The 14572-nt window shown below is 61.5% G+C and carries 6 protein-coding genes, 1 other RNA gene and 5 pseudogenes; 4 read left to right on the plus strand and 8 right to left on the minus strand.

The genetic code is table 11. The annotated features are described in order from the left end of the window. The first annotated feature begins 165 nt into the window (after positions 1 to 165). The gene (locus J5I97_RS13650) at positions 166 to 708 is read left to right on the plus strand and encodes a GNAT family N-acetyltransferase (RefSeq protein WP_002802761.1); all 543 of its coding nucleotides are present in this window, start codon (positions 166 to 168) and stop codon (positions 706 to 708) included. Between the two features lie 301 nt (positions 709 to 1009). Then, positions 1010 to 4477, plus strand: a complete 3468-nt coding sequence (mfd, locus tag J5I97_RS13655; protein WP_208587091.1) for a transcription-repair coupling factor — start codon at positions 1010 to 1012, stop codon at positions 4475 to 4477. A 471-nt stretch (positions 4478 to 4948) separates the two neighbouring features. Here mfd and J5I97_RS13660 read toward each other — a convergent pair. From J5I97_RS13660 to J5I97_RS13680, 5 genes and pseudogenes are all read right to left on the minus strand, one after another. Further along, positions 4949 to 5320, minus strand: a pseudogene (locus J5I97_RS13660) (DDE-type integrase/transposase/recombinase); the annotation flags it as partial. Positions 5321 to 5519: 199 nt separating this feature from the next. Next, positions 5520 to 6042, minus strand: a pseudogene (locus J5I97_RS13665) (transposase); the annotation flags it as partial. A gap of 151 nt (positions 6043 to 6193) precedes the next feature. Next, positions 6194 to 6676: a hypothetical protein gene (locus tag J5I97_RS20055; protein ID WP_238135530.1), complete on the minus strand. Its 483-nt coding sequence runs from the start codon at positions 6674 to 6676 to the stop codon at positions 6194 to 6196. Positions 6677 to 6929: 253 nt separating this feature from the next. After that, positions 6930 to 7982: pseudogene (locus J5I97_RS13675) on the minus strand (IS701 family transposase); the annotation flags it as partial. A 38-nt stretch (positions 7983 to 8020) separates the two neighbouring features. After that, positions 8021 to 8270: pseudogene (locus J5I97_RS13680) on the minus strand (JAB domain-containing protein); the annotation flags it as partial. Between the two features lie 226 nt (positions 8271 to 8496). On the opposite strand from J5I97_RS13680, the gene xopG reads away from it, so the two are divergent. After that, positions 8497 to 9138, plus strand: coding sequence for a XopG/HopH/AvrPtoH family type III secretion system effector (gene xopG / locus J5I97_RS13685; protein ID WP_208587094.1), 642 nt, complete (start codon positions 8497 to 8499; stop codon positions 9136 to 9138). A gap of 295 nt (positions 9139 to 9433) precedes the next feature. On the opposite strand, the pseudogene J5I97_RS13690 reads toward xopG, so the two are convergent. Together J5I97_RS13690 and J5I97_RS20060 are read right to left on the minus strand one after the other, a co-directional pair. Continuing rightward, positions 9434 to 9730 (minus strand): annotated as a pseudogene (locus J5I97_RS13690) (integrase core domain-containing protein); the annotation flags it as partial. A gap of 275 nt (positions 9731 to 10005) precedes the next feature. Beyond that, positions 10006 to 10473 (minus strand): hypothetical protein, encoded by a 468-nt coding sequence (locus J5I97_RS20060; protein ID WP_238135531.1) that lies wholly within the window; start codon positions 10471 to 10473, stop codon positions 10006 to 10008. A 606-nt stretch (positions 10474 to 11079) separates the two neighbouring features. Here J5I97_RS20060 and mutS point away from each other — a divergent pair. Continuing rightward, entirely contained in the window at positions 11080 to 13635 is a 2556-nt protein-coding gene (gene mutS, locus J5I97_RS13700; protein ID WP_238135532.1) for a DNA mismatch repair protein MutS, read from the plus strand. A gap of 726 nt (positions 13636 to 14361) precedes the next feature. Here the strand turns inward: mutS and J5I97_RS13705 are convergent. Further along, positions 14362 to 14437, minus strand: a non-coding RNA gene (locus J5I97_RS13705) — sX9 sRNA. Positions 14438 to 14572: the final 135 nt, after the last annotated feature.

The raw sequence follows: 14572 nt of genomic DNA on the forward strand, positions 1-14572 counted from the left end.
CGCTCCAAGCGTCCCCGCGCTCACGAACGGCTCACGGCATCGTTCGTTACAGTGAAGTGGGTAGCACTGCCACCGTCCAAACCGCCCCCAACGGCGCACTGGATTCATTCACGGTTGTGCCCCGGGCTGGTGCCAGAATCTGCCGACCTTCAAGGAACATCGGTCATGGCCATTCGCAATCGCATGCCTCCCTGGCATGAAAACTTCAGCCTGCCCAATGGCCGCACTCTTCTGCTCCGCCCGATCCGTCCCGAGGACGGGCCGCCGCTGCAGGCCGCTTTCAGCCTGTTGGGACCGGAGGAAATCCGCGCGCGCTTCGTGCGTTCCTCCACCGAAATCACCCCGGAGATGGTGCAGCGTCTGACGCATCCCAACCCCAAAAACGAGATCGTGCTGGTCGCCGCCGAGCAGTTGCCACCGGGCGAAGCCCTGGTGGGCGCAGTGGCGCGTGCCGCGCTGGTGCCGGGCACGCGCCAGGCCGAGTACACCATTCTGGTCAGCAGCTTCGTCGCCGGCCAAGGCCTGGGCAGGCAATTGATGCGCAAGTTGGTGAAGTGGGCGCGACGCAAATACCTGGACTGCCTATTCGGCGATGTGCTGCAAAGCAATGTGCCGATGCTGCAGCTGGCAGAGTCGCTGGGCTTCAAGCCGCAGCCCCATCCGGATTCGCCGGAGTTGGTGCGGATGGTGCTGGAGCTGGATGCTTGAGTGGCTGGGACTTGGGACTCGACGTTAATGCATGACCGCCGCGTGGTCGATTGCGCAGCATTGCCATGCTGCGTGGTCCAGATCGCCCAGCGCGATGCGCCCTGTCAGGTGCTTACGCCCCCCGCTTCATGGCACCAGGTTGCCACAGGGCGGTTGGTGACATGGCGCCTTCTTCTGCGGGAAAGGAAGGCCCAAGGCACCCTGGACCGTGCAGACGCCCTGCCGCGCATGTGACCCACCACGCCGCCGTTCATACTAGATGGACCGGCCGCGGCGGGCGCTCTGATAAAATTGCCGGCTGATGCCGTCGCCTACCTTCCCCTCTCCGCCGCTGCCCAAGTCCGGCCAGCTCCGCGTCTACTGGCGCGCTCCGTCCTCTCCGACAGCGCTGGCCTGGTCGATTGCGCGGACAGCCGAGGCGCACGCCGGCCCGCTGCTGGTGATCGCACGCGACAACCATAGCGCGCATCAGATCGAAGTAGATCTGCATGCCCTGCTCAGCGGACAGTCCGCGCTGCCGGTGGTGCCGTTTCCCGATTGGGAAACCCTGCCCTACGACCAGTTCAGCCCGCATCCGGAAATCATCAGCCAGCGCTTGGCCGCCCTGCATCGCCTGCCCTCGCTGAGCCGCGGCGTGGTGATCGTGCCGGTGCAGACGTTGATGCAGCAGCTGGCACCGTTGAGCTACATCGTCGGTGGCAGCTTCGATCTCAAGGTCGGCCAGCGACTGGATCTGGACGCAGAAAAACGCCGTCTGGAAAGCGCCGGCTACCGCAACGTGCCGCAGGTCATGGACCCGGGCGATTTCGCGGTACGCGGCGGTTTGCTGGACGTGTTCCCGATGGGTGCGGACACGCCGCTGCGCATCGAGTTGCTGGACGATGATATCGACTCGATCCGCGCGTTCGACCCGGAATCGCAGCGTTCGCTCGACAAGGTCGACGCAGTCAAGATGTTGCCCGGCCGCGAAGTGCCGATGGACGATGTCAGCGTGGAACGCGTACTAGCTTGTCTGCGCGAACGCTTCGATGTGGATACCCGGCGCAGCGCGCTGTATCAGGATCTGAAATCCGGCATCGCACCGTCGGGCATCGAGTACTACCTGCCGATGTTCTTCGCCAAGACCGCCACCTTGTTCGATTATCTGGACAAGCGCGTGTTGCCGTTGATCGCCACCGGTGTGTCCAATGCGGCCGATGCGTTCTGGACCCAGGCACAGCATCGCTACGAGCAGCGCCGCCACGATGTGGAACGCCCGCTGCTGCCGCCGGACGAGTTGTATCAATCGCCCGATGCACTGCGTGAGCGGCTCAACAAGCTGGTGCGCATCGAAGTGTGGGCAAGCGATCATGCACGCATCGACCAAGCCGCCGCACTCGGCGACCAACCGTTGCCGCCGCTGCCGGTCGCCGCAAAAGACGCACCCGCCGGACAGGCGCTGGCATCGTTCCTGCGCAATTACCCGGGCCGCGTGCTGGTGGCTGCCGATTCGGCCGGCCGCCGCGAAGCCTTGATGGAAGTGTTGGCCGCCGCGCAACTGAAGCCTGAAGTGGTCGCCGATGTGCCGGCCTTCCTTGCTGCGGGCAAGCTGCGTTTCGGCATCACGGTGGCACCGTTGGAAGACGGGTTCGCCCTGGATAATCCGCAGATTGCGGTATTGACCGAGCGCCAGCTGTTTCCTGAGCGGGCCAATCAGCCGCGCCGCACCCGCCGGGTTGGGCGCGAGCCGGAAGCGATCATCCGCGATCTGGGCGAGCTGTCCGAAGGCGCGCCGATCGTGCACGAAGACCACGGCGTGGGCCGCTACCGCGGGCTGATCGTGCTAGATGCCGGCGGCATGCCCGGCGAGTTCCTCGAAATCGAATACGCCAAGGGCGACCGGCTGTATGTACCGGTGGCGCAGCTGCATCTGATCAGCCGCTACTCCGGCGCCTCGGCCGCCACCGCGCCGCTGCATTCGCTCGGTGGCGAGCAGTGGACCAAGGCCAAGCGCAAGGCGGCCGAAAAAGTCCGCGACGTCGCGGCCGAATTGTTGGAAATCCAGGCACGCCGATGTGCGCGTGCAGGTTTGGCGCTGCAGGTGGACCGGGCAATGTACGAGCCGTTCGCGGCCGGTTTCCCGTTCGAAGAGACCACCGATCAGTTGGCCGCCATCGATGCGACATTGCGCGATCTGGGCAGCAGCCAGCCGATGGACCGTGTGGTGTGCGGTGACGTCGGCTTCGGCAAGACCGAGGTTGCGGTGCGTGCGGCATTCGCGGCCGCCAGTGCCGGCAAGCAGGTCGCGGTACTGGTACCGACCACACTGCTGGCCGAGCAGCATTACCGCAATTTCCGCGACCGCTTCGCCGATTACCCGATGAAGGTGGAAGTGCTGTCGCGCTTCAAAAGCACCAAGGAAATCAAGGCCGAATTGGAAAAGGTCGCCAGCGGCGATATCGACGTGATCATCGGCACGCATCGGCTGCTGCAGCCGGATGTGAAGTTTAAGGATCTGGGTCTGGTCGTCGTCGACGAAGAACAGCGCTTCGGCGTGCGGCAAAAAGAAGCGCTCAAAGCAATGCGTGCCAACGTGCATCTGCTCACGCTCACTGCCACGCCGATTCCCCGCACGCTCAATATGGCCATGGCCGGGCTGCGCGATCTGTCGATCATTGCCACCCCGCCGCCGAACCGGCTTGCCGTGCAGACGTTTATCACTGCGTGGGACGATACGCTGCTGCGCGAGGCCTTCCAGCGCGAGCTCAGCCGAGGTGGCCAACTGTATTTCCTGCATAACGATGTGGAGAGCATCGTGCGCATGCAGCGCGATCTGTCCGCGCTGGTGCCGGAAGCACGTATCGGCATCGCGCATGGGCAGATGCCCGAGCGCGAGCTCGAACGGGTGATGCTGGACTTCCAGAAGCAGCGCTTCAACGTGCTGCTGTCGACCACGATCATCGAATCGGGCATCGACATCCCCAACGCCAACACCATCATCATCAACCGCGCCGACCGCTTCGGTCTGGCCCAGCTGCATCAGCTGCGTGGGCGCGTCGGCCGTTCGCATCACCGCGCCTACGCGTATCTGGTGGTGCCGGATCGTCGCTCGATGACCTCCGATGCGGCCAAGCGTCTGGAAGCGATCGCGTCGATGGACGAGCTCGGCGCCGGCTTCACGTTGGCCACGCACGATCTGGAAATCCGCGGTGCCGGCGAGCTGCTGGGCGAAGACCAGAGCGGGCAGATGGCCGAAGTCGGTTTCAGCCTCTACACCGAACTACTGGAACGCGCAGTACGCAGCATCCGCCAGGGCAAGCTGCCCGATCTGGATGCCGGCGATGAAGTGCGCGGCGCGGAGGTCGAGCTGCATGTGGCCTCGCTGATACCCGAAGATTATCTGCCCGACGTGCATACGCGCCTGACGCTGTACAAGCGTATCTCCAGCGCACGCGATACCGATGGCTTGCGCGAATTGCAGGTGGAAATGATCGACCGCTTTGGTTTGCTGCCGGACCCGGTCAAGCATCTGTTTGCGATTGCCGAGCTCAAGCTGCAGGCCAACGCATTGGGCGTGCGCAAGCTGGATCTGGGCGAAAACGGTGGGCGTCTGGTATTCGAAGCCAAGCCGTCGATCGATCCGATGACCATCATCCAGATGATCCAGAAACAGCCGAAGATCTACACGATGGATGGTCCGGACAAATTGCGCATCAAACTGCCGTTGCCGGAAGGCGCCGACCGTTTCAATGCCGCGCGCGGATTGTTGGCGGCGTTGGCGCCTGGCTGAAGCACCGCGTTGCGTTGCAGTTGTGAAAACAAGCTCGACTACATGCTTCAACTTCACGCAAGTAGGTGAGATATCACCTGCCTGCGCTCGCTGCTGCCGCGGAATCTGCCCCAAGCCAGGGTTGCTCGCACTTTCCAGCCGCACAGCGGCAGCCCACCTCACCGCCCCCCTTCCTGCGTCCCCCGAAGCGCCAGCGCCGCGCACCCTGGACAATGCTCAAACGACGACCCAAGGATTTCTCGGTCTATCGGCTTAAACTTGCCCGCCGGACGCGGCCGGACCTGCTCCAGCCACCGCCTCTTTCGTTCCATTCCAACTGGTCTGTTCGTCGCGACCGCGCATCGGCCCCTTTCGCGCAGCGCAGTCACATCCGCGCAGCAAAGACGCCGCCACGCCACCCGCGCCTATCGACCGCCAGATTCCGGACAACGTTCTTGCAGACCACTGATACGCCCAAAGTTTCGTAGACACTCAGGACCCTCGTTGCGCGTAGCGCCGTTCAAACTCTACATAGTCGAACGTGTCGGCGCGTGCGGCGTCTTTGGTGGGATAGACTCGCCGCCTGATCCGCTCGCGTTTGAACAGACCCAAGAAGCTCTCCACCGGTGCGTTGTAGTGGCAGTTGCTACCTCGACTCATGCTGCACACCAAGCCATGGGACGCCAGGAAACTCTGCCAGTCATCGCTGGTATAGACCGACCCTTGGTCCGAGTGAACCAGGCAGCCCGATCCAGGTTTGCGCCGCCACACCGCCGACAACAGCGCCTGCACGACCAACTTGGTATCGGCCCGATCGCGCATCGCCCAGCCAACGACCTGCCTGGAAAACAGGTCGATCACTAGTCGCCTCTGAAAAATCCCCTTCAAGCGCCAAGTGGCGTCGGTGACAGCGGCACGGCGCTAGAGGCGGCATTCACCATCGTTGCACGCACCCAGACAGTTTTGCTTTCGAGCCGTCGCAGGTGTCCACGACGCAGGTGCATTCGGGGACTGGCATGGTGTCCAGATTCGCCTTTCCCTCCTTCGCGCCGATCTTCTAGGAGTTGCAAGACCTTAGCGGTAACTCGCATGCACGATTGGACGCCAAAACGTGCCGTTTCCGGCTGTCGCTCCATTGCTCTGCCTCATCCGGCACGTTCTGCGGCTTGACTTGCGGGCGCCCGCGCAGTCGCCCAACCCAACACCAGCCCATGGCCGATACGGCGCGGAACCACGGTGTCCGGAAGCCGGCGTCAGTGACCAGGATCGGGCGAACATCGTCCGGAACCAGTGCCCTCAGTTATTGCAAGAAGCGTTTTTCTGCACCAGGCGATCCCTGCTGCTTTCCTGGCACCACCATGTCCAGCAAGGTGAGCGTGCGGCCGCCCACCGGCACCGCTGCGCGCAGCAGACACCACGATTTGTCTGGCTTCAAATCGCTCAAGTCGATGACGATTACCGGTTGCGCGCCGCGCACGTCCGTGCAACAACGCCTCAACCGCATGCAGCAACGCGCGTTCGCGCAACGCATGCATCCCGGACAGTGAGTTGGGCAGGCACTTCTGCAATACTTCGCTGGCGCGCATGGTCGTCAACCTTCTCTGGCTTAGGCACCTTGAAGAGTGCGCCATGCGCGCACTTTCTTCCAGACGATCATGTCGCAAGTGATTGATCTGCCCGGTTGATTGGTTGGACATGATCGTGCTGCACGCTGTTCCCTCTGATCGATGAGTTCTATCATTGCTCGCGTGGTTTTGCCTGCCGGTATTGACGTTTATCTCCTTGCCGCAGGCCAGTGGGGTCAACGTTGACGCAAATCCGGTCGGCGCACACGATGGCGTCGGAAGCGTAAAACGCCTGCACGACAGGCACCGCGTTTTCATAGCGCTGGAGTTCGTCCTTCGTGGCGGCGAGTTCACGACGGTAGTAGCCCAAAACGGCCCAGCCGACGAGAAGAACCAGCAGCAAGATGGCTCCGCCGGCGGCGAACCACGTCCACACGGTCTTGCTGGCTCCTTTCAACCGCGCAGTCGTAGTCGTGACATCGCGGTCGAATTGGGCTGCCACCGGCGCCAGCGCTTGCTTGCCGTCTTCGGCGAGTTGGGTCTTGGCGCCACCGACGATGGTGGCAATCTCGCGACGTGACATCGAAACTTCATTGCGCAGAGATTGCAGCTCTTGATTGAACGCCAAGCCTATGTCCTGTTCGCGCTGCACCATTTCAGTTCGCAAGGTAAGCATCGCCTTGGCGGATTGGTGATTGGCCTGAATCGATTCTTGTAGCGCTGCACGTAGCGCGGCGATGTCATCGTTGTTGTACATATAACTCGCACCTGTGCTAATCCTACTGTGTCATTAAATCCGCAGATGCGGAGGCATCCCGTCAAGTAGTGCCGCTGCGATGTCCATGGCGATTGTCCAGCGCAGCGTCGCGATCGAGTCGCTCGCGTGGCGCTGGGCGCGCGATTGCCTTCCGCCAGCGCGCCTTGACCGTCCTTACCAGATCCTTGCGCGGCGTGTTTACCGGCAGGTTGGACAGAAAGTATCGGGTCGGCCTGTCTTGGCCTTTGGGCCATTCGATCAACAGCCATTCCTCCTGACGCAAGCGATCACCTTGTGCTGCACGTACGCGTACGGCGGCGAAACGTCCCGACAACGGTGCGTTGCCGCCTTCCCGCCACGCGACTGTCCTGAAGGCGCGGGAGGGTAACGACAGCGCCAGCGCTTGCACCGACTGTGGCTGATGGTCGGCTGTACGACGATGGCGAACCGGAGGTCGGCCTTGGCCTTTCCACGCCGCCGGCGATTCGGGCCTTTGTCCGGGCGGCCAGACTTTCACGCTCGACACGATTCCCACCGCATAGTTCAGTTCCAGGCAAGCCAGCGCGTCACGCCAGGCCGTATTGCTGCCATAGGCTGCATCGGCCAACACCGTGCCGCGCGCCACTCCCGTGGCATGGGCTGCTTTCATCTGCGCCAGTGCGATCTGCGGTTTGGTCGCGAACTCAATCTCGTGGGGAATTCCCGCTTTTCCCCGGCGTGCTGCATCGCTGGCCCAGTCTTCAGGCAGATACAGCCTGAAAGCGATCGGAATGCTCGCTGCCGGCGTCGCCAACGATACGCTCACGGCCACCTGGCAATTGTCCTGCTTGCCGATCTCGCCGCAGTCCTGTCGGGCCACACCGACCGAATACCTGCCCTTCTTGCGAAAACCCGTGTCGCCCACGATCCAGTACACCTCGTCTTTCAAATCCAGCAGCGACGAAACGTACTGACGAACCCGCTCCAACATGGCCGCATCGGACCACTCTGATTTGGCCACGAAGTGGTGCAAGGCTTGATGGCGAGCCCTGGTTCGAAGCGGATCCAGATGAGCAGCCAGGGGCTCAACACTCTTGCGCTCCAAAGGCAGCATCAACGCACTGCAATCGCCTCGCAGGCCCGCAGTGCGGTCAGCATGACCGAGCGCAGCGGAGAGTTCATCGAGATAAGCGGAGAAACGCGCTTTGTTGCTGACTGCGGCCATCACGATCCCGCCGTGGGAGAGACTGCTTGCAGGATAACCTATTTATGACACAGTAGGACTAGGCTGACGTTCTTCTGGCCAACGATCACCAAGTGGTCGAGGACCCGGATGTCCAGAAGGCCAAAGGCTTCCTGCAGGCGTATTGTGGAAGAGGATGACGGCCACCGCGTTGAGCTGAAGAGCGCGCTGTGCGACCACTCGGGAATGAATCTCGCAACCGTCGACCGTGCCGAAGAAGAGATGTTCGGTCGCCAGGATGTGATGCCGGGTGTCGAGGAAGACAACCCCAGCGAAGCCAAGGTCTCTTTAAGAGGCCTAACGTTGGTGAAAAAACACCATGCAGCCCCACAAGGCTTGCGGGCCTGCAGACCGCCGCGAATCAATTCACGGACTCCGAAATGGGTCATCCATTCGCCATTGATGACAGGATTTCACATAGCGGCAAGATGCCTGGCCCCTCATCATTACCATTCGAGTGGCAACACTACAGACACTTCGACGACCTATACTCGACATGCCAATCAATCAAACAAAATTTCCAGGAATCTATATTTCCACCCAGACAAGCGCTCAAGAAGAGCCATACAAGAATCAAGTTGAGTCAGCCCTTGAGAAGATCGCAGCCGGCAGCTCCGGCAATGACCTTCTTCAAGGTCTAAGCAGTATCAGCGCTCGCAAGAATCGAAAAGTGACCATAGCGCAGATAGGTGCTGAAGAGCAGCCCAACACCAGAGCCGTCCTCAGTGCGAGGGAGGTTGAAGAATATAAGCCGAGGACTTTCGCCGATAACAAAACGCTCGCCATGGAACTAGCAAGAAAAGGAAGTGGATGCAATGCCATCATAGAATGGAGCCCGCAGAGTCATATCGAACTGAACGCCAACGGCTCCCCTGTTCGTCTTGGCTCTAATTCCGAGGACTCGTTTGTGGTTCTTGCACACGAGCTTATCCATGCTCAGCATCTATTGGCGGGCACATCGAAAGCCCATAACGGTGGAAATCGCTACAACGAAAAATCCGAAGCAGGAAAAGAGGAACTCAGGGCCGTCGGCGTCGGAAAGTACGAATATCGGAAGACCAAGCAACCGAGCGAAAACTCGATCAGGCAGGAGCATGGGCTACCTATCCGCAAAAAATATAAGCCTCACGGTATGTGAGGTCGCAATACCGATCAAGCGCTTGATTAGCTCGTCAAACCATCTCGGAGCCAAGCATCACCCCGTTGCACGAGTGCCCGGCATGGCCAGACACTCCACTCCATCCATTGATTCACTGAGCTGCTCGGCTGGGGGCTGTAGGCTGGCGCGTTTGATCAGGCGGCATCACGCTTCGCCGCTACCCAGTCTCCAGTTCCGCCTTTCCTGATCGAAACGCAGCGTATGAGCACGCCAAGCACTGGATGGCCTCGTGCTATGTGTCCGACGTCCCTCCCGCCCTGAGTGGCGGCAGGGTTTAGAGTCCGGGGTTGATGATATCGGTGTTGGCCAGATATTGGGCATACGCAGCCGGTGTCATGCCGCCGATTGCTTTCTTGGGTCGGTCCTAGTTGTATTCGCGTCGCCAGCGCTCGATCTCGGTGCGTGCATGCAGCAACGTCGGGAACCAGTGTTCGTTGAGTCATTCGTCGCGCAACCGGCCGTTGAAGGATTCGACGTAGGCGTTCTGGTTCGGCTTGCCGGGTTGGATAAGCCGGAACTGCACACCACGGGCATGCGCCCAGGCGACCATGGCCTTGCCGCAAAACTCCTTCAATCCTTTGATTAGCTCCCGGCTAGCGCGCTTGGCTTTGGCGGATCGAAGCAAACCTTCCGTGGTCGCCACGTCTTTCTTTGCCTCGGTATCGTCCAAGCACTCATCCAGACGCCGTTGAAGCACCTGCTCGGCAAAATACGTCACCGGGCAAATAGCGCTCATCTCCGTTCTTGATGTCGAACAGGTAGACCTGCGCCCCCTCACGACGGGTGATAAGGATTGACCTCTCCCCCTGGGGTCAACGACACCCACGACACCTCGCGCTGACTCAGCTAGCCTGGCGTACAACGGTCAAACCATCGCAACGCGGCTGCTTCGCTTGGTCTGGTGCCCCACAACAGGGTCAGCAGCAGGTAATCGGCACCGGCGGCGTTCAAACCGCCCTGCTCATCCCGGCGAGCCAGGATAACCCTCAACACCTTCGGCGGCGTGTCATCGCCCAAGGGATTGCGCACCTCAGCCCGACTGTAGTGGTTACGCAGGTCCTGAGCCCCGCGAAGCAGATCCTTGCTGTAGATGGCTTGGAACGGGTTGTAGATCGTTTTGGGCTCCCGCCGAGCCTGGTGTGCCTGTTCTTGTTCCACTTCGTTGAACATGTCCACAGAGCGCTTTGCATCGGTGAAGGTGTGCTCTGCAGCGGCAAGTACCGCGGCCCTCACCCGTTGAATGTATTTCCCAGCGATGCCCAGTTCTCCAAGCTGAGCTGTGGAAAGTTGGGCCCAGTCGTCGTGGGACGCCAAGGCATGGCGCTATGGAAGTCGGGATGCGGTTGGAGCCAAGCATGGCGCTCTTGCGCAACGCGTCGTATCCCCGCACAACGTCCTCGGTCCGCGTGTCCCGAATCTTCAGATCGGCCAAGCCCACCTCGGGTCGCTCCAGACGAGCTAGGCTGCTACGGACTGCCTCGACACTGACCTGCTTCACCTTCTTCAGGAGACCTCTCCACCAACTTGACCTTGCCCGCGTTGTCCATCACGGGGATCCGATCCACCGACAGGCTCAGGACTTGGGCGTAGGTCGGCTTAAACTTGAGCGACCCACGCCTCTTTGGCAGGTCTGGCAGCCCCGACGTCTTGCTCATGCATCCTCCATTGCTGTCGTGTGAGTGTTGTTGGTTGCAACCCACGTCGCAACAACACACGCTTTTCTTACCATGCGAATTCGTCGCAACATGCCAAATCGCGGCTCCTTTTGAATCGTCGCAACACGGTCGCAACGAAAAAAACCGTTACTCCCCGCCACACCCTTCTTTTGACCGTCAGTTCCGTTACAGAGCAAATTCATAAGTGACTGTTTCCTCAGATATTTCCAAGCCTGGCAAGGCCCCTCAAGAACATACGCCTGCCATGAAGCAATTTTTTGCGGCAAAGTCGGACTACCCCGACCTGCTGCTGTTCTTCCGCATGGGCGATTTCTACGAGTTGTTCTACGACGACGCGCGCAAGGCTGCGCGGCTGCTCGACATCACCCTGACCCAGCGCGGCAGTTCCGGTGGCGCGCCGATCCCGATGGCGGGCGTGCCGGTGCATGCGTATGAAGGCTACTTGGCGCGCTTGGTGGCGTTAGGCGAGTCGGTAGCGATCTGCGAGCAGATCGGCGATCCGGCGCTGGCCAAGGGCCTGGTCGAACGCAAGGTGGTGCGCATTGTCACGCCGGGCACAGTCACCGATGAAGCGCTGCTGGATGAGCGCCGCGACACGCTGTTAATGGCGATCTCGCGCAGCAAGCAAGGCTACGGCCTGGCGTGGGCGGATCTGGCCGGCGGGCGCTTCCTGGTCAATGAAGTGGATAGCGTGGAAGCGCTGGAGGCGGAAATCGCGCGCCTGGAACCGGCAGAGCTGCTGGTGCCCGACGAAGACAACTGGCCGCAATTCCTGCGCGGACGTAGCGGCGTGCGGCGTCGGCCACCGTGGTTGTTCGACGCCGATAGCGGTCGTCGTCAGCTGTTGGCGTTTTTTAAACTGCACGACCTGTCCGGCTTCGGCATCGACGACAAGCCGGGGGCCACGGCGGCGGCCGGCGCGCTGCTTGGCTATGTCGAAGAAACTCAGAAACAACGCCTGCCGCATCTGACCGCGATCGCGATGGAAGTGGCCAGCGAGGCGATCTCGATGAATGCGGCCACACGCCGCCATTTGGAGTTGGACACCCGCGTCGATGGCGATACCCGCAACACTTTGCTCGGCGTATTGGACAGCACGGTCACGCCGATGGGCGGGCGTCTGCTGCGACGCTGGTTGCACCGTCCGCTGCGCCTGCGCGATGTGCTGGTGCAGCGTCATCATGCGGTCGGCACCTTGATCGACGCGGGGGCCGATGCCGATGTGCGCGAGGCCTTCCGCGCGCTCGGCGATCTGGAACGCATCCTCACCCGCGTGGCGCTGCGCTCGGCGCGGCCACGCGATTTTTCCACCTTGCGCGACGGCCTAGCGCTGTTGCCGAAAGTGCGTGCGATCCTGGCACCGCTGGATTCGCCGCGATTGCAGACCCTCCATGCCGAGCTTGGCGAGCACGATGCCACCGCGCATTTGCTGATCGACGCGGTGGCCGACACACCGCCGCTCAAGCTCAGCGACGGCGGCGTCATCGCCACCGGTTACGACGCCGATCTGGATGAGCTGCGGCGGCTGTCCACCAACGCGGACCAGTTTCTGATCGATCTGGAACAACGCGAACGCGCCAGTAGCGGCATCGCCACGCTCAAGGTCGGCTACAACCGCGTGCACGGCTATTACATCGAGATCAGCAAGGGCCAGGCGGAAAAAGCCCCGCTGCACTACAGCCGCCGGCAGACGCTGACCAACGCCGAGCGCTACATCACCGAAGAACTCAAGAGCTTCGAGGACAAGGTGCTGTCGGCACGCGAGCGTTCGTTGTCGCGCGAAAAACTGCTGTACGAAGGCCTGCTCGACGCACTCGGCGGCGAACTGGAAGGCCTCAAGCGCTGCGCCGCTGCATTGAGCGAACTGGATGTGTTGGCCGGGTTTGCCGAACGCGCTCAGGCGCTGGATTGGTCGCAACCGGAACTGGAGAGCACGCCGTGCCTGCGCATCGAACGCGGCCGACACCCGGTAGTGGAAGCAGTGCGCGATCAGCCGTTCGAGCCCAACGATCTGGATCTGCACACTGATCGCCGGATGCTGGTCATCACCGGCCCGAACATGGGCGGTAAATCGACCTACATGCGCCAGAACGCCTTGATCGTGTTGCTGGCGCATGTTGGCAGTTACGTGCCGGCCAGCCGCGCGGTGATCGGGCCGATCGACCGCATCCTCACCCGCATCGGTGCCGGCGACGATCTGGCGCGCGGGCAATCCACCTTCATGGTGGAAATGGCCGAAACCAGCTACATCCTGCATCACGCCACGCCGCAATCGCTGGTGCTGATGGACGAAATCGGCCGCGGCACCTCGACCTACGACGGTCTAGCGCTGGCCGATGCGGTTGCACGCCATCTGGCGCATACCAATCGCTGTTACACGCTGTTCGCCACGCATTACTTCGAGCTCACTGCACTGGCCGACGAATCGCACGCCGGTGGCGCCAGCGGCATTGCCAATGTGCATCTGGATGCAGTCGAACACGGCGAACGGCTGGTGTTCATGCATGCGGTCAAGGACGGCCCGGCCAATCGCAGCTTCGGTCTACAGGTAGCTGCGCTGGCCGGCTTGCCCAAGGCGGCGGTGACGCAGGCACGGCGCCGACTGGCGGAGCTGGAACAACGCGGTGGCGAAAGTCACAGCGCCCAAATGGCACCCGCCGCACTGGATGCGCCGCAGCAGTTCGGCTTGTTCACCGCGCCATCTTCCGCTGCGCAAGAAGCGTTGCAGGCGCTGGACCCGGACGAGCTCACGCCCAAACAGGCGCTGGAGGCGCTGTATCGGTTGAAGGCGTTGCTTTGAGTGGGAATTTGAGAATCGGGAGTGGGGAATCGTCACGGCGTCGCGTCGGGTATGGCCGGATTCGTGATTCGTGATTCGTGATTCGTGATTCGTGATTCGTGAAAGCTTAGCTGCATGGCTTCACGCTTTACGTTGGCCAATCCATTGCAGCGTTGTGCTCGGATGGGTTGGCTTGAACACTGCTCCAATGCCGCTGTATCACGCTCTGCGCAGCGGTGCCTGCCGTGTGAATTGCTCTGATGGCCCGACGGGCGCACTCTGCCGGAACGTTTTGTCCAACCGGAGACCACACCGATGACCATATCGGCCTCGTTATCGATCAACTTGCCGCGCAGCTGCAGCAGCTCGCCACTAGCTCGACATTCCGCCCGAGCAGGCACAATTGGCTGTACACACTACGCTGCCGCTGTTGATGGGCGCACGAATAGCAGGCCGGCGGCACCGATGCGTCGATGGCACGTTCGGTTCGGCACAGGCGTAGTATCCATAGCAACGCGCTATCGATAAGGTTGGAGAATTCGAATTCCCTAAATGATCGATGCCGATTATCGTGTTAGAAAGCCGCCATGATGAGTACGCCTGATGCGCACGCCTGCAGGCTCCGCCAAAAGCCCGTCGACCTATTCCGGACCATCCGGGCAGGCGCCAACACCGCCAAACGCGGCGATGACACCCACTCGGCATTGGAACCGATCGCGCCCCGTCCCGATGACCCAGACTTAGAGCGGCTAACAAAACGTAGCGAGCAGTCGTCAGGTGGGCGCGGACGGCGCGCAGGAAGCGGAGTGTACGCGTGGTACATGCCGATTCCGGTCACCGGCCGCGCCCGCCTGGCGGTGAGCGCAGTCGTTTTGTTAGCCGCTCTTAAGCACTGCCCGCCACTTCGATTCCACCCGCACGTGTCGGCACATTTGGCACGCAGCTCCCCAAGTGCTCA

The organism is Xanthomonas fragariae (genome assembly GCF_017603965.1).
In the GTDB taxonomy this organism is placed as follows: Bacteria; Pseudomonadota; Gammaproteobacteria; order Xanthomonadales; family Xanthomonadaceae; genus Xanthomonas; species Xanthomonas fragariae_A.

Coding starts and splice junctions, on each gene's coding strand:
- mutS (WP_238135532.1), top strand. CDS start 11,080: ATGAAGCAATTTTTTGCGGCAAAGTCGGACTACCCCGACCTGCTGCTG.
- mfd (WP_208587091.1), top strand. CDS start 1,010: ATGCCGTCGCCTACCTTCCCCTCTCCGCCGCTGCCCAAGTCCGGCCAG.
- J5I97_RS20055 (WP_238135530.1), bottom strand. CDS start 6,676: ATGGTGCAGCGCGAACAGGACATAGGCTTGGCGTTCAATCAAGAGCTG.
- J5I97_RS13650 (WP_002802761.1), top strand. CDS start 166: ATGGCCATTCGCAATCGCATGCCTCCCTGGCATGAAAACTTCAGCCTG.
- xopG (WP_208587094.1), top strand. CDS start 8,497: ATGCCAATCAATCAAACAAAATTTCCAGGAATCTATATTTCCACCCAG.